The following is a 15,601-nucleotide window of genomic DNA, read 5'->3' on the forward strand; positions in this document are numbered from 1 at the left end:
ATAAACTGCCGCGACTCTGTATGGCCCGCGTAAGCGTTTGGCAATGCTCGGCGTACGACGGGCGATGGATCGTTGGGGAGGAACCGCGTGCCACAGCCGCTGAAACTTGGCCTGTTCTCGATCAACATGTACGCCTGCAGCGTGCCGGAAGTGGCCGCGCAGGTGGCCCGCGCTGCGGAAGCGGCCGGCTTCGAGTCCGTGTGGGGCGGCGAGCACGTGGTGCTGCCCGATCCGCAGGCGCCGCCCTCGCCGATGGCGCCACAGGACCGCGCCCTCGACCCGCTCGTGGCGCTCACGTACATCGCGGCGCACACCAGCCGCGTGCGGCTGGGCACAGGCATCATCATCCTGCCGCAGCGCAATCCGCTGGTGCTGGCGAAGGAGATGGCGAGCCTGGACGTGCTCTCCGGCGGCCGGCTGATCTGCGGCGTGGGCGCCGGCTATTTGGAGCCGGAGTTCCGGGCGCTGAACGCGCCGTTCGAGCACCGCGGTCCGCGCACCGTTGACTACATCGAGGCGATGCGCGCGATCTGGACGCAGCCGGCGCCGGCGTTTCAGGGCCGCTACTTCAGCTTCGCCGGCGTGCAGTCGCACCCGCACCCGCTGCAGCAGCCGCACCCACCGATCGTGATCGGCGGCCACTCGCCCATGGCTTTCCGTCGCGCCGTCGAGCACTGCAACGGCTGGTACGGCTACGCGCTCGACCTGGCCGCCACGGAGCGCTGTCTCGACGGCCTGAAGCGGGCCGCGGCGCGCTATACGCGTCCCGCCGAGCTGGGCGAGCTGGAGATCACGGTGACGCCGCGCGGCCGCATCGACGCGGAGACGGCGCGGCAGTACGCCGCTCTCGGCGTGCAGCGGCTGGTGTTGCTGCCACCCCGCGGCGCCGACGCGGAAGCGATCGCCCGTTTCGCCGCGCACACCGGCGAGCAGCTCGCGGGCGTGGTATGAGCCGGCAGTTTGGATCTCGGCGTCGCGCGAACGCCGCACAAAGCTGGCGCTCGTCGGACTGCTCGCATCACTCCACCATGCGGCGCACCACGCCGAGCAGGATCTGCAGGCCGAGGCGCAGGCTTTCGACCTGGATGCGCTCGTTGTGGCCGTGCACCGTGCGGCGCTCGTCCTCCGTCGCCAGCGTGGGCGAGAAGCCGTAGGCCGGCACGCCCAGGCGGCGGAAGGTGCGCGAGTCGGTGAAGCCGACGCAGACCGTCGGGATCACCAGCGCCTCCTCCATGTGCTCGCGTACCACGGCGCGAATCGCCGCCACCAGCTCGCCCTCGATCGCCGAGGATGGCCCTTCCGCGGCAAAGATGCGCTCGATCCGCACCTGCGGGTCGTCGATCTGCGCCCGCAGCTCCTCGATGAACTGCTCCGCCGGCTTGCCGGGGAGCAGGCGGCAGTCGAGCGTCGCCTCGCAGACGGCGGGAATGACGTTGGTCTTGATGCCGGCCGTGCAGCCGGTCAGGCTGATCGTGTCGAGCGTAAGCGCGTTGACCAGCGGGTTTTCCTGCGCCACGCGCTCGGCCGCCGCCACCGTCTCGACCGGCTCCAGCACGCCGGCCGCGGCCAGCGCGGCGAAGAAGGGTGCGACCTCGGGCACGATGCGGCGCGGCCGCTGCCACTGCGTGACCCTGAACAGCGCCTTCACCAGCCGGTCGAGCGCATTGTTGGCGTGCGGCATGGAGCCGTGCCCGGGTGGACCTTCGGTGCGCAGCCGCAGCCAGAGGGGCGACTTCTCCGCGGCCGCGAAGGCGAAGATCGGCCGATCGCTGCCCATGAAGCTGCTCATGCCGCCCGCGCCCTCGTTGATCACGACGCGGGCGCGCAGCAGCTCCGGCCGCTGCTGCGCGAACCACTCGATGCCGTAGGCGCTGCCGGCCTCTTCGTCAGCCACGGCGAAGAAGACGAGGTCGCGGCGGTGCGGCAGACCCAGCCGCTTGAACAGCAGGAAGACCATCAGCTCGAGAATGCCGAGGCCCTTCATGTCCTGGGCGCCGCGTCCCCAGACGCAGCCGTCCTTGACCAGGCCGGCGAAGGGCGGCTCGCTCCAGTAGCCGGCCTCCACGGGCACCACGTCCGTGTGGTTGAGCAGCATCACCGCTTCGGCGTCGCCGCTGCCGTCGGAGCCGGGCAGGCGGGCGATCAGGCTGGCGCGGTTCGGCGCGTGCTCGTACGTGGTGCTCTCAATGCCCTCGCGGCGCAGCAGATCGGCGAGCCAGCGGGCGGCGAGCGCCTCGTTTCCCGGCGGATTGCTGGTGTCGATGCGGATGTACTCGCAGAGCAGCTCGACCGTTTCGCGCTCGAGCGCGTCCCAGTCGAGCGACAAGGCCGCCGGCGTGCTGGCCATGCTCGCCTCCGAGGTGACAGGTTACAGGTGACAGGTTACAGGGGGTAGGGAACAGAGAACAGGCGAATGCGGCCCGAACGCTCGCAAGCGTTCGGGCCACACGCTGATGTTGGCGGTTGCGCCTCAGGCGTCGGTCATCTGCGCTTTGACGGCCGCCAGCAGTTCGGGCGTCGGCTCGAGGCCGTGGCTCTGCTTCGCGTGCTCGGCGGCGAGCCGCAGCGCCTCTTCTTCCGTTTCGCCGCGGATGATGTGGCCGCAGCCGGAGGCCGGGTTCACCTTGCCGCAATCGATGATCTTTGCCATCTCGTTGCTCCGGTTCGCTCGCGTTCCCGTCAGTCGCCGGCGGCCGCGGCCTTCGCCTGCTGGCGGGCGCCGGCCGCCACGAAGCTCACCGCGGAGACGACCTTCAGGCAATCGATCACGCGGCCGGCCGCCGTCCACTCCGGCATCTTGGCGCCGATCGCGCGGCTCACCGTCTTCGTATCGTCCGTGTCGAGTTCGTAGACGGCGAGGTACTGCGCCTCGGGCTCGGTCTTGCTGGGCTGGCCGGCCAGCTTGTAGCGCTGCGCCCGGATCACGCCCGGCACGCTGGTTACGTCGGGGATGTGCACGTCGTCGTACCAGCGGTTGAACTCGGCGTCGCGCGCCGGGTCGGCACAGGCCGTCTTGACCAGGAACACCGCCTTCGCCGTGTTGGTTGAATCGGCGTGCTTGCCGATCTGGCGGAAGGTCGTCAATGAGCTGGCCTGGATGCAGTCGATCATGCGGCCGGCAGCACGCCACTTCGGGTCGTGTTCCTGCAGCGCCGTGTTCGTAACCGCTTCCGGCGTCTCGGAGTCGATCTCATAGATCGCCAGGTACTGCGCGTCCGGCTCTTTGGGGTTGGCCGGGCCGCTCAGCTTGAAGCGCCGCGCCGCGGTGATGTGCGGCACCGAGAGCAGGTCCGGCAGGTGGGTGCCGTCGTACCAGCGGTTGAACTCCTCCTCGCGGGCCGGGTCTGTACACTTCGTCGCGACCAACCAGACTGCCTTCGGCATCGCTCCGCCCTCCTGCGTTTCGAGGTTCCGCTCCTGTGTTTACCATCGCGCCCGCCATGCTACCACGGCGGGGCGCAGGGCGTGGCTGCCAGGTTTCAGGTTTCAGGCGTTCGGGATTAGCTCCCCCTTGCCCCTCATCCCTGAGCCCTGAACCCTACAACCTGTTCCCTGTCCCCTGTAACGTATCACCTGTCACCTCACGCACCGGAGCGAAGCATGGCAAGCGCTGCACACGTCTCGGCCCGATCCGCGGCCGCGCCGGTCGGGCCGGAGCAGCCCGGCGGACAGGGGCTCGACCCGAACCAGTTCGCCTCCGGCGATCGGGCGATCATCGCGGCGCTGACCGATCCGGCGATCGCCGATCAGGTCGAGTTCGTGATCACCTACCGGGCGCCGGCGTACGAGGTCTGGTCGAAGCGCGGCATGGTGCACTTCTGCCGTTTCTACGCCGCGGGCGGCGGCTACCGCTACGACGTGATCGAGCAGATCGGCGAGAACCCGATCGCGCGGCAGGAGCACGATGCACTGATCACGCTTGAGGAAGAGTTCGCCGCCGCCGAGCGCTCCGGCTCGCCCGCCGGCGATGGCGCCCAGGCCTTCATCGCCGGTACGGAGCTGAGCTATCCCTTCGCCTACGAGCGCATCAGCCAGCTCTTCGACTCGCCCGACGCGCCGGACCTGGTCATTCATCCCACCGCCTTCGCCGCCGGCCGCCAGCCGGGCCAGCACGGCAACCTCGACGTGCTGCAGTCGCGCTGCCCGCTGATCCTTTCCGGCCCCGGCGTGCGGCGCGGCGTCTTCAGCGAGGCGGTGAAGCAGGTGGACATCGCGCCGACGATCGCGCACCTGCTGCGCCTGCCGCTGGTGGACGGCCGCGACATCACCGGCCGCACCGCTTCCGCGCGCGGCGTGCCTCCCGACGTCTACCTGGCGCGGCAGGACGGCCGCGTGCTGGACGAGGCGCTTGATCGGCAGGCAGCCGCACCGAGGCGAGCCTACATCTTCCTGCTCGACGGCCTGCACAACGGCGAGCTGCTGGCGCGGCTGGCACGCGACGACGGCTCGTTGCCGAACCTGCGCCGGCTGATCGGGCGCGGCGCCCTGTACCGCGCCGGCGCCGTCTCCAACTATCCCAGCATCACCTGGCCGGGTCACAACGCGCTCGGCACGGGCGCCTGGTGCGGTCACCACGGCTTCGTCAACCCGACCTTCTACCGCCGCGCCAGGCGTGAGATCGCCGACCCGCAGGGCCGCCAGTTCGAGACGGAGCGCGAACTGAGCCACGAGGTGGACACGCTGTATGAGGCGGTGCACATCCGCCACGGCCAGTGGACCGGACGTCCCGGCGGCCGTGGCGCCCTCACGGCGGCGATCAACGAGCCCTGCAACCGCGGCGCCATGCACGCCTCGCTCGAACGGCGGCTGCTGGGCGACCGCGAACGGCTGAAGGCGCTTACCAACGAGTTGCTGGCGGATGTCTCGCCGCGCTGGCTTGAAGACGGGCAGGAGGCGGTGCGGCGCGAGGCGGTGATCGACACGCGCGGCACGGCGCAGGCCGTCTTGCTGTTCAGCGACCCCGAGATCCCCCCGCCCACATTCGCCTTCCACGAGCTGGTGCTGACCGACGGCGCCGGCCACGACTACGGCCCGCACAGCGACGGCGCACGCGCCGCCCTGGACGAGAGCGACCGGCGCATCGGCCGCGTGCTGGCGGCGCTGGATGCGCGCGGCCTCTTCGAAGAGACGCTGTTCATCGTCACCAGCGACCACGGCATGACGGCGCAGAATCTCGACGTCTCCGGCCACCAGGAGGCATGGCTGGTGGAGCACGGGGTGCACGGCATCGCCTGCCTGCGCTTCCTCTACCAGCGCGACCTGGACGTCTCGTTCGAGGTGGACGGCGACCAGCTCAGCGTCACCGTGCGCGACAACGACGCGGACGAGTCGGGCGAGCGGCCGCCACTGGCCGGCGCTGAAGTCGTGGTCAGCCGGGCCGGCGGCGGCAGCGAGGCGCTGATCACCGGCGCGGCCGGCCGCGTTACGCTCCGTGGCCACGAAGCCGAGGAGCTCCACATCCTCGCTGAAGGCTTCAACGAACGCCGCTTCCGCCCCGACGGCACGGAGATCCTGCCCGATCTGCGTGCGGTGCTCTACGGCGGCCGGGCGACGCATGAGTGACGCCGCGCCCGCGCTCGACGACCTGTACATCGGCGAAGGCGAGCCGTTCGACGCGGTCAACGAACGGCTGTACCGCGCCGGCCTGACGGACGGCCTGCCGGTTGTGCCGCCCACACCGGGCCGCGTGCGTCGCATGTACGGCGAAGCGCGGCTCGACCCGACGGCCTACGTGGGTGAGCTGGAGCCGGGGCTCGTGCCGATCCGCATCTACCAGATCGCGGTCTGCGCCGTGATGGCGGGCTGCGAGCCGGCGCACCTGCCCTTCCTTGTGGCCGGCGTGCTGGCGCTGGGCGAGCCGGCCTTCAACCTGCTCGGCATTCAGACGACGACGGGCAGCGCCGCGCCCGTGCTGATCGTCAGCGGGCCCGGCGCCCTGGCCGCGGGCATCAGCGGCGGCGCCAACTGCCTCGGCGGCGGCGTGCGCGCCAACGCCGCGATCGGCCGGGCGCTGCGGCTGGTGCTGCAGAACCTGGGCGGCGCCCGCGCCGGCGGCATGGACATGGCGACGATGGGCCAGCCGGCCAAGCTCGGCCTCTGCTTCGCCGAGAACGAGAATCGCAGCCCCTGGCCGCCGCTGCACGTCGAGCGCGGCTTCGGCGCGGGGGAGACGGTGATCACGGCCGCCGGCATCTCCGGCACGATCGAGGTCGTGCACGGCAGCAACAGCGTGCCGGAGGAGATCCTGCTGACGCTGGCGCACTCGATGACGATCGCCGGCAACATGGGCAGCGCGGGCTATCTCGGCGGCGGCGAGCCGCTGGTCGTGCTCAGCTACGAGCACGCGCAGGCGCTGGCCGCGGCGGGCCTGGACAAGGCGGCGGTGAAGCGCTTTCTCTGGCGGCACGCCCGCCTGCCGCTCGGCCTGCTGGGCAACGAGACGGCCGCGCAGATCCGTGCGCATCGTGCGCCGGAACACGACGTCGATGCGCTGCTCGTGGCCCGCACGCCGGAGGAGATCATGCTCGTCGTCGCCGGCGGCGTCGGCATCAAGTCGACCTACATGCCCACCTGGGGCGGCGGCACGCGGGCGCAGAGCGCGCGGGTGCGCGTGTAGGGCATGGGCCACTGCCCCCGGCTCGGTACTCTGTACCGGGCGCCCGCTGCTCGCTACCCTCTGCCCTGGCCCCTGCTCGTGGCACAATAGGACCGAGTCCGATGCGCCAGACGCGAGAAACGGCAACAGGGCGAGGATGACCAGCACAGCTACCGTTCGCGAGAGCCGCCGCGACGAGATTCTCGTCGCCGCGATCCGCTGCTTCGCCTCGCGCGGCTTCGAAGGCACTTCGACACGCGAGATCGCGCGCGAGGCGGGCGCCAAGCAGCCGTTGCTCTACTACCACTTCGGCAGCAAGGCCGACCTCTACCTGGCCGCCGTGCTCGACCAGCTCGACCGCCTGCACGATGGGCTCGGGGCGGCGCTCTGCAACGAGCACAGCCATCTGCGGCGGTTGCGCACCTTCGTGCGCACCTACTACGACCACTTCACGATCTTCGAGCCCGGCCTCACCGTCTGCCTGCGCGAGCTCTCCGGCCTGCCCGGCGACCTGGCCGAGCAGATCAGCGCCGCGCACCGCCGGGTGGCCACCGGCGTCTTGCAGAGCATCATCGCCGGCGGCATGGCGGACGGCGTCCTGCGTCCGCTCGACGCCGAGGCCTGCGCCTACGCGATCATCGGCATCCTGCATGGCTTCTTGCGTTTGCGGCTCGGCGCGCGCCAACGGCTGGGCCCGGACGCGCCCGTGCAGCAGGTGCTGGACGTCTACCTCGCGGGGCTGGTTGCAGATGCGGCACGGGACGGCGATCGGTGAACCGTGCGGCCGGATCTGCTTTACGGCGCGGCCGCGGCGGCCGCGCTGGGCGCATAGCGCCGACCTTCGCCTGGGAGGTACGCGTTAGAGGCGCCGAGCCGGCGCCAACCCTTGGATCTGGAGAGGACCGTAGCCGCCATGCGTCCTTGACGCGCAGAGCCGGCGGTGATATTCAGAAGGAAATTTATCGCTCGCTCAGTCAGACGCTCCGCGTCGGTTCACAACCGGCAATGCCACGCCGAGGAGGCAGCGAGATCATGACGACGACCGCCGATTCGCTCGAGTCCCTGCGCAGCTACGGCGCGGAGCGCGGGTACGACATGCGCTGGCTGGAACGGCGCGACGTCTGGGGCCAGCAGCTCGATGCCGGCGAGAAGAAGGGCGGCCTGCTGCTGCAGGACGTGGATGGCGGCGTCGCGGCCGAGGTGCCCGACGAGAGCAAGAACATGACCGGCCGCACGCGCGGCTCGATCCCGCGCGCCGGCGTGCCGCGCGTGGGCAATTACCCGGTACGCACGAAGGCCGACATCTGGCTGCGCAACGGCGCAGAGCTGTACGAGGAGGCCGTGGCGCGGCAGTGGTCGTCGGCCACCGATATTCCCTGGCACACGCTCAAGCCGCTGCCCGACGAGATCGAGCGCGCTGAGTGCCAGCTGGCCACCTTCCTCACGGAGGTCGAATTCGTCGCGGGCGACGTGCCGGGCAAGTGGATCTCCTCGATCACGCCCGATTACTACGAGCCGCGCATGTACCTGCTCTCGCAGGTGATGGACGAGGCGCGGCACCTGGACGTCTTCCGCAAGCGGGCGCTGGCCAACGGCGGCGGGCTGATGCGGCGCAACGGCACGGTGCTCGGCGTGGTCGGCGGCAACATCGACTCGGCGCGCGACTTCACCGAGATGTCGGCGCGGCTGCACATCAGCGGCGAGGGCTCCGTGCTGACGCTGTTCCGCATGGGCGAACTGATGGCGCAGAACCCGGCGGAGAAGATGATCTACCGCCTCTGCGCCCAGGACGAGAGCCGCCACGTCGCCTTCGGCGTGATGCACCTCCAGTACCTCGGCAGCATCGACACCGACCGTCGTGAGGAGATCCAGTCGTACCTGGACGAGGCCGAGCGGGCGCTGGTGACCGGCGCCTCGGGCCAGAACCCGGCCTCGCGCGGGCTGGCGAGCAATGCGGCGCTGGCGGTGCTGCTGGGCGGCGGCGAGGATACGATCGACGAGGGCATGAAGACGCTGCTGGCGCTGCGCCAGCGCCAGGTGAAGGAGTACGTGCAGCGCGTGCGCGTGGCCGGCTTCGGCGAGCGCTTCGAGAACGGCCGCGCCAACCCGACGCTGGAGGCGTACATTCACGCGAACTGAGCCGGAACCGCCCTCATCCTCACCCCCTCCCCTCTCCTTCTCCGCAAAGCAGGAGAAGGAGAGGGGCGATCCGGCGTCGGGCGTTCCGGGAGGGTGTCGGGTTAACCGTACCGGCTCCGGATCGCCCTGCTCAGGATCGCCCCTCGCCCAGGATTGGGCGAGGGGCCGGGGGTGAGGGCCGAACGGCGAGCTACCCCGCCACAAGTGAGGACACAACCCCATGGTCCAGGAACGCGCCAAAGACGAAACTCCTGCCGCGGCCGCCGCGCCGCCGCGCCCCGATCTGAGCTGGAAGAGCATGACGATCCAGTGGGGCACGCGGGCGCCGGTGCACCCGCAAGGGGGCCTCACGCTCGGCGCGCTCAACGTCGGCGCCTACGGCGAGATCCCCGACTACTGGGAGGACCGCTCGCGCATGCCGCGCGGCTCCTTCAGCCCACCCGGCACCGCCGGCGCGCCCGTCGGCGGCTACTACCTGCGCAACAAGTCCGACTTCTGGGCGGACAACGCCGCCGAGCTGTACGAGGAGGCGATCTCGCGCCGGTGGGCCTCGGCCGACGGCCTCCCCTGGGCAGAGTGCCGCGGGCTGCGCGACGACGTGGAGCTGGCGATCTGCCAGGTGGCGACCGAGCTGAGCCAGCAGGCCTCGATCGAGGTCGAGGTCGTCTCCAGCTGGCTGCAGCTCATGTCCTACGGCTACCACGAGGTCAAGGTCTTCCTCGCCACCGAGAACTTCGACGCCGGCCGCCACTTCGAGGTCTTCCGCAAGCGGGCGATGGTGAACGGCGGCGGCCTGGGGCTGGAGAGCCCCGGCCAGGTCAACCGTTTGCTGCTGGAGAGCCGCGCCGGCTGGACCGAGACCTCGCTGCTGCTGCACATCCTGCGCGGCACCTTCACGCGCACGCTCTACCGCTACCTCGCGGCCTTCGCGCCTACACCGGTGGAGCTGCTGATCGGCCGGCGGGCGCTGCAGGACGCGTCGCGGCACATCGCCTACGCCATGCAGCACCTGAAATACGCCGTCAACCACGTCACCGGCCTTGCCCGCAACCTGAACGTGGGGCTGGCGCAGGCCGAGGCGTTCGCCGGCCGCGACGACGCGGATCCGGTCTTGTGGGAGGCGCTGGCCTGCCTCTTCGGCGGCGGAGTGCAGGGCATGGACGCAGGCATGCAGACCGTGGCGCGGCTGCGGCGCGACTACGTGCGCGACTACCTGCGCAGCCTCGACTGGATCGGTGTGGACCGGCGGCCGGGGCTGGCGTCGAACTTCGCGGCGCTGCTGGGCGGCTGAAGCCGCCCCTACGCCGGCTGAGGCGGAATTCGGGAGCCACGATGCCGATCTACGTCTACCAGTGCAGCCGCTGCGAGGTGCGCACCGAGGTCTTCGAGCGGCGGCTGAACAGCGGCCGCACGGTGCAATGCGAGGCCTGCGGCTCGGCCGAGCTGGAGCGCGTGTTCACGCCTTTCGCCATCTACCGCTCGGAGCAGACGAAGCTCGAACAGCTCGACCCGAAGTATTACCGCAAAGTGGACGAGGCGATCCGCAACACACCGGAAGCCGACCCGATGCGCCACCTGCAGCGCATGACGCCCTTCGACCGCGCCGCCGACCCCGGCGATCCGATCAACTTCTGACTGATTCCCGGAGCAAGACGATGCCCGTGTTCCCTTCCGTCGCATGGTTCCAGCAGGTCGCGGACCTGGCGATGGCCGACGAGACCTACCGCAAGTTCGGGCGCGTCGACGCGATCGTCGGCTGCCGCATCGGCGAGCGCAACTTCAGCCTCGTCTTCGATGTGTTCACGATCCGCGACGTGCGCGAGATCGAGACGGACGAGCTGCGCGACCTCGACTTCTACCTGGAGATGGAGCCGGCGCGCTGGCAGGCGATGATCGAGGACATCAGGCAGAACGACGGCGCCGGCCTGGACTGCACGCTGAACACGCTCGACCTGAAGCTGCCGGACGGCCTGGCGATCAACGCGCTGGGCGACGGCTACCGCATGGACAAGTTCTTCCGCTTCAACCAGAGCCTGCAGCGCTTCTTCGACCTCTCGGCCCGGCTCGAGACCAGCTTTGCGCTGCCCGCGCCCGCCGCCGGCGGCTGAGTCTCTATTGCGCCGCTGGCCGGACAGCAAACGCCCCGCGCTCTTGCGGCGGCGCGGGGCGTCGATCCTGGTAGCGCAGATGTTTGCGCGAAGCTACTCGACGGCTTGGAGCCGGCCGGTTTTCACGTCGTAGATGAAGCCGGAGATCGCGATCGCCTTGTCGATAAAGGGCGATGCGCGCAGCGTGCGCACGTCCGCGCGCACGCTCTCCGCCAGGTCGGAGAAGGGCAAGAAGTCGATGCTTGAAGCGTCGGCGCCCGTCTCCTGCTTGAGCTGTTGCTGCAACTGCGCGTTCGTGAAGGTCAGCATGCCGCAGTCGGTGTGGTGAATCACCAGGTACTCGCGCGTGCCCAGCAGCGACGAGGAGATGATCAGCGAGCGGATCGCGTCGTCCGAGGCGCGGCCGCCGGCGTTGCGGATCACGTGCGCGTCGCCGATCGCGAGGCCGAGGAACTTCGCCGGGTGCAGCCGCGCGTCCATGCAGGTCAGCACGGCCACATGCCGCGCCGGCGGCGCCGGCAGGCCGCCCTGGTCAAACGCTGCGGCAAAGCGCTGGTTGGCGTCCAGCATGACATCACGTTCGGGCACGGCGCCGTCCTCCCGTAGCGGCGGGGCGTTCTCGCGTAAATGGTAGTATATCGGTCGAAGATGTCAACAAAGCCCGCGCGGCGGCGGCCGGCCGGGCACCTCCGTGCGGCGCGACGCGAGGGCTTACTGCCGCGCGAGAAAGGCGGGCAGGCCGGCCGCCTCGCGCCCGCGGAAGGCGACGGCGATGCGCATGCGCTCCAGGCTCTGGTCGAGGCGCTTGCCGGCGCCGGGCACGCTGTGCGCGGCGAGGAACGCCTCCACCCGCGCCGCCAGCTCCGGCGTGCTCAGCGCCGGAATGCCCTCGACGATGCGGATGATGCTGTTGTCGGGGAAGCGGCGCAGCATTTCGTCCCAGTGCTGCTCGATCCAGTCCCAGGCCGCCGCGCTCGCGTCCGTGTTCAGCAGCAGCGAGTAGAGCACGAAGGGCGCGTCCTGCGTGCGGATGCTGCCGTCGAGCAGGTGGCCCAGCGTCCGCTCGATCAGGGCTTGCTGCCGGAAGCCGGCCAGCGAGAAGAGGTAGCGGCGCTCGTCCTGCGGGTTCTTCGCCGTGCGGAAGCGCTCGAAGAAGTCGTCGTAGACCGCTGCGTCGCCCGCGTTGGCGGCGATGCCGACGCAGGCCGCCGCGACCTCTGGATCGACCGCCGCCGGGTCTTCCGTGAAGCGGCGGTGCAGCTCGCGCGCCTTCTCGATCGCGGCCGCGTCGTTGCCCAGCGTGCCCATGGCGCCGAGGATCTGGCCGCGCCACTGGCGGGTGAGGTCGCTCTCGCCCGGAGCCGGCTCCCAGCCCAGCGTGGCGTAGGCTTCCGCAAGCCGACCGCGCACGAAGCGCTCGAAGTCGGGCAGGGCGGCCTCGGGCAGAATGCGGCGCACGCCGGCGAACGAGCCGATCACGATCGACCAGACGTTGCGGTCCGGCTCGTTCTTGAAGAGGCCGGTGAGGTCAAGGTACTCGGCCAGCGGCGTGTAGCCGGCCTGCACGTTGGCCCAGCTGTCGTTGACCAGGTTGAAGCGCTCGACGGCGGAGAGCGTGCCCTGCACGTCGGCCGTCAACTTCGCCAGCAGGCCGGGAGAGTAGCGCACGCGGTAGACGCCATTGCCGCCCGCGTTCGCGACGACGGCGCCGGCGCTCGCGGGCAGCGGCAGCCTCGCCTCGCCGTCTTTGAGCAGCACCTTCTCCTCGCGCGCCCCGCCCGGCGCCGCGATGCGCAGCGCCACCGGCGCCTGCCACTGCTGCGTCAGCGGCTCGCCCTCCTGCTGGTACACAAAGCGCTGCTGCGAGAGTACGAGCTCTCCGCCGCGCTCTTCGACGCTGACCAGCGGATATCCGGGCTGGAAGATCCACGAATCGGCGATCGCCCGCACCGGCTCCTCTGTGCTCTCTTCCAGCGCGTCCCAGAGGTCGGTCGTCTCGGCGTTGGCCCACTGGTGCTTGGTCAGGTAGTTGTTGATGCCGCGGCGGAAGTTCTCCGGCCCCAGATACTGCTGCAACATGCGCAGCACCGCCGCGCCCTTCTCGTACGTCAGCACGTCGTACATGCCCTGCGCGTCGTCGGGGCTGACCACGGGATACTCGATCGAGCGGGTGCTGCGCAGGCCGTCGATCAGCATCGCGCCCGCGCGGCTGATGGCGAAGCTGGTCCAGATCTCCCAGTCGGGGCGGAAGTCGTCGACGGCGAGCATCTCCATGAAGGTGGCGAACGCCTCTTTCAGCCAGAGGCCGTTCCACCACTGCATCGTCACCAGGTCGCCGAACCACATGTGCGCGATCTCGTGCGCCTCGACCGTCGCCACGCGTTCCAGCTCGTTGTAGGTCGCCTTGCCCTCGTCCAGCAGCAGCAGCGCCTCTCGATACGTGATCGCGCCGAGGTTCTCCATGGCGCCCGAGGCGAAGTCGGGGATGGCGAGCATATCGAGCTTGGCGCCGGGATAGGGGATGCCGTAGTAGTGGATGAAGAAGGCGAGCGCGTGGGCGCCGGCCTTGATGGCGAACGGCGTCAACGCCTGCTTGCCCGGCGCGCACCAGACGCGCAGGGGGATGCCCTCCACGTCCACGGGGTCGCTCGCCTCGAAGGCGCCGACGATGAAGGCGACGAGATACGTCGACATAATGGGCGTGTCGTGGAAGACCACGGTCTTCGTGCCCGCTGCCGCATCGACGCTTTCGCTCTTCGGTGAGCCGTTGGCGATGGCGGCGTGGTCCTTGTCGATGATCAGTACGACGGAGAAGACGGCCTTGAACGCCGGCTCGTCCCAGCAGGGAAAGGCGCGGCGGGCGTCGGTGGACTCGAACTGCGTGGTGGCGATGGCGTGTTCGACGCCGTGCTCGTCCTTGTAGGTGCTGCGGTAGAAGCCCTTGAGCTTGTCGTTCAAGACGCCGGTGAAGCGGAGTCGCAGCTTCCATGCGCCGGCGGCCAGCTCGCTTGGGAAGGTGAGCGTGGCGCGCTCCAGCTCTTCGTCAAGAGCCACACTCGCCGCGAGCGGCGCCAGGCCGTCGTGCAGCGCCTCGGCGGACTGGATCTGCAGTTCCTTGGCGTTGAGCACCACGGTGCGCGTGGGCCGGCGGACTGCGACGGTGATCGTCTCCTCGCCGGAGAAGCGGGCGTTGGCGATGCCGGGCCGCAGGGTGAGGTCGTAGCGGCTGGGCACAACGTCATCCGGGAGCCGGTAGCGGCTGAGGTCGGCCTGCGTGGCGCTGGTCATGGCGGCGAAACGCCTTTCGCGGGCAGCGCGCGGCGCGCCGCCGGCTAGATGGGATTGCGTTCAGCCTACCATAACGCCGGCGGTGGTCTGACCAGCGAACCTTCGATGCAGACGACCGGACAGAACTGGCTCAGGAGCGGACGAGTTTGTCGCCGTTTCTCTGGACGGCGCGCCCCAGAGGCCTCGGCTTCGAGAGGGAAGCCATACCCGCTCGCGCAGGCGATGCGGAGATGGATGCACAGACGACAGGCCCACTACACGGGCGCCCGCTGTGGGGAGTAGTGCGCGCCGAGAAGGCGCGCGACCAGCTCGCGGCGACTGCGCACGCCCAGCTTCTCGAACATCGCCTTCAGATGCTGCTGCACGGTGAGCGGCGAGATCACCAGCGTCGCCGCAATGGCGGCCGTGGAGCGGCCCGCGAGCACCAGCGTCGCGACCTCCCTCTCGCGCGGCGTCAGCGCGTACGCCGCCAGCACGAGCGGCGCCATCTCCAGGGGCTGTGCGGCCTCCAGGATCACGGCGATCTGACCGCCCGGCTCGACGCCGCTCCCCGCCAGCCGGGAGGCGTGCACGACGAGCCAGCGGCCGGCGCGCGTCTGCATGCGCACGCGCGGCAGCAGGTCGTACGGCGCCTCGGCATCGCGCTCCAGCCGCTGCAGACACGCCGCCACGGCCGTAATCGCCTGGGGCAGCTCGCGTCGCAGCGGCCAGTCGGCGATCTCCTCGACCATCGCCTGTGCCGCCGCCGTCATGGCGACGACGGAGAAGTCGTCGGCCAGCAGCAGCAGCCCTGGACCGGCCGCCACCGGAGCGGTGTCCACGCTCCCCAGCAGCACCGCGGCGCGCAGCCCTTCGGCGAGGTGGGGCGCCAGGCCATGAAGCAGGGCCTCCTCCTCCTCGCTGAAGCCCGTGGGGGACAGCTCCCGGTGGAGGCAGAGCACTCCCCAGCAGCCTTCGCCGACGCGCAATGCGGCGCGCAGTTCGTCGCCCAGGCCCATGGGCGCCAGGATATCGCGGTAGCGCGGGCTAACCACCGGTGCGCCGTCGGTGGCGGCATAGAGGCTGTGAACCGTCACCGGCCCGCGGGCGAGCCTTCTGAACTGATTGACATCGTCGTCGAGAAACTCGTTGGCCATGAAGAGGGGCGTGGCCGCCTCAGGGATGCCCTGCACGACTGAGCCGGTGAACAGGGCCGTCGCCGGGTCGGTGGTCGCGGCCCAGAACGCCTCCAACGGCACGGCCCGCCGCAGCCGCACCAGCGCCTCGCGCAGGAGCGCTCGCCCCTCCAACCCCGAGTGGCTAAGGCGGATGAGGTCGCGCCGGGTGCGCTCAGCGGATTGATGCAGCGCCATGGCGGTATCCTATGCCGCGCTACTAGCCGCCGGTATACCAGTTTTCTGGAATGGTGATGCCCGGGTGGTTGGCGGACAGTGCTACCAGACGGCCGCACGGTACGGCCGCGTCAGCCGCG

At 70.1% G+C, this 15,601-nt stretch carries 14 protein-coding genes; 8 read left to right on the forward strand and 6 right to left on the reverse strand.

Annotation, left to right across the window (positions count from 1 at the left end):
- Positions 1 to 87 precede the first annotated feature (87 nt).
- Entirely contained in the window at positions 88 to 951 is an 864-nt protein-coding gene (locus VKV26_23445; protein ID HLZ72870.1) for a TIGR03619 family F420-dependent LLM class oxidoreductase, read from the forward strand.
- Positions 952 to 1,018: 67 nt separating this feature from the next.
- Here the strand turns inward: VKV26_23445 and VKV26_23450 are convergent, their stop codons facing one another.
- The 3 genes from VKV26_23450 to VKV26_23460 form a co-directional block, all read right to left on the reverse strand.
- Positions 1,019 to 2,347, reverse strand: a complete 1,329-nt coding sequence (locus VKV26_23450) for a M20/M25/M40 family metallo-hydrolase (protein HLZ72871.1) — start codon at positions 2,345 to 2,347, stop codon at positions 1,019 to 1,021.
- 123 nt (positions 2,348 to 2,470) lie between these two features.
- On the reverse strand, positions 2,471 to 2,650 hold the full coding sequence (locus VKV26_23455) for a DUF1059 domain-containing protein (GenBank protein HLZ72872.1): 180 nt from the start codon (positions 2,648 to 2,650) through the stop codon (positions 2,471 to 2,473).
- A gap of 29 nt (positions 2,651 to 2,679) precedes the next feature.
- Positions 2,680 to 3,384, reverse strand: coding sequence for a hypothetical protein (locus VKV26_23460; protein HLZ72873.1), 705 nt, complete (start codon positions 3,382 to 3,384; stop codon positions 2,680 to 2,682).
- Positions 3,385 to 3,600: 216 nt separating this feature from the next.
- On the opposite strand from VKV26_23460, the gene VKV26_23465 reads away from it, so the two are divergent.
- The 7 genes from VKV26_23465 to VKV26_23495 all read left to right on the forward strand — a co-directional run bounded on the left by VKV26_23465 (position 3,601) and on the right by VKV26_23495 (position 10,842).
- On the forward strand, positions 3,601 to 5,562 hold the full coding sequence (locus VKV26_23465) for an alkaline phosphatase family protein (protein HLZ72874.1): 1,962 nt from the start codon (positions 3,601 to 3,603) through the stop codon (positions 5,560 to 5,562).
- Positions 5,555 to 6,616: a hypothetical protein gene (locus VKV26_23470; GenBank protein HLZ72875.1), complete on the forward strand. Its 1,062-nt coding sequence runs from the start codon at positions 5,555 to 5,557 to the stop codon at positions 6,614 to 6,616. Before VKV26_23465 ends, VKV26_23470 begins: the two co-directional genes overlap by 8 nt.
- Before the next feature lie 136 nt (positions 6,617 to 6,752).
- Positions 6,753 to 7,370, forward strand: a complete 618-nt coding sequence (locus VKV26_23475; protein HLZ72876.1) for a TetR/AcrR family transcriptional regulator — start codon at positions 6,753 to 6,755, stop codon at positions 7,368 to 7,370.
- Between the two features lie 257 nt (positions 7,371 to 7,627).
- Positions 7,628 to 8,734, forward strand: coding sequence for a hypothetical protein (locus VKV26_23480; GenBank protein ID HLZ72877.1), 1,107 nt, complete (start codon positions 7,628 to 7,630; stop codon positions 8,732 to 8,734).
- Positions 8,735 to 8,954: 220 nt separating this feature from the next.
- On the forward strand, positions 8,955 to 10,025 hold the full coding sequence (locus tag VKV26_23485) for a hypothetical protein (GenBank protein HLZ72878.1): 1,071 nt from the start codon (positions 8,955 to 8,957) through the stop codon (positions 10,023 to 10,025).
- A 41-nt stretch (positions 10,026 to 10,066) separates the two neighbouring features.
- The gene (locus VKV26_23490; GenBank protein ID HLZ72879.1) at positions 10,067 to 10,369 is read left to right on the forward strand and encodes a zinc ribbon domain-containing protein; all 303 of its coding nucleotides are present in this window, start codon (positions 10,067 to 10,069) and stop codon (positions 10,367 to 10,369) included.
- A 20-nt stretch (positions 10,370 to 10,389) separates the two neighbouring features.
- Positions 10,390 to 10,842, forward strand: a complete 453-nt coding sequence (locus VKV26_23495; protein HLZ72880.1) for a hypothetical protein — start codon at positions 10,390 to 10,392, stop codon at positions 10,840 to 10,842.
- A 93-nt stretch (positions 10,843 to 10,935) separates the two neighbouring features.
- Here VKV26_23495 and VKV26_23500 read toward each other — a convergent pair whose 3' ends face one another.
- The 3 genes from VKV26_23500 to VKV26_23510 form a co-directional block, all read right to left on the reverse strand.
- The gene (locus tag VKV26_23500; GenBank protein HLZ72881.1) at positions 10,936 to 11,430 is read right to left on the reverse strand and encodes a carbonic anhydrase; all 495 of its coding nucleotides are present in this window, start codon (positions 11,428 to 11,430) and stop codon (positions 10,936 to 10,938) included.
- Between the two features lie 123 nt (positions 11,431 to 11,553).
- A complete protein-coding gene (locus tag VKV26_23505) occupies positions 11,554 to 14,130 on the reverse strand; it encodes a M1 family aminopeptidase (GenBank protein HLZ72882.1) in 2,577 nt (858 codons plus the stop codon).
- A gap of 254 nt (positions 14,131 to 14,384) precedes the next feature.
- Complete coding sequence (locus VKV26_23510) at positions 14,385 to 15,482, reverse strand: LuxR C-terminal-related transcriptional regulator (protein ID HLZ72883.1); 1,098 nt, start codon at positions 15,480 to 15,482, stop codon at positions 14,385 to 14,387.
- Positions 15,483 to 15,601 lie beyond the last annotated feature (119 nt).

Source organism: Dehalococcoidia bacterium (assembly GCA_035310145.1).
Classification (GTDB): domain Bacteria; phylum Chloroflexota; class Dehalococcoidia; order CAUJGQ01; family CAUJGQ01; genus CALFMN01.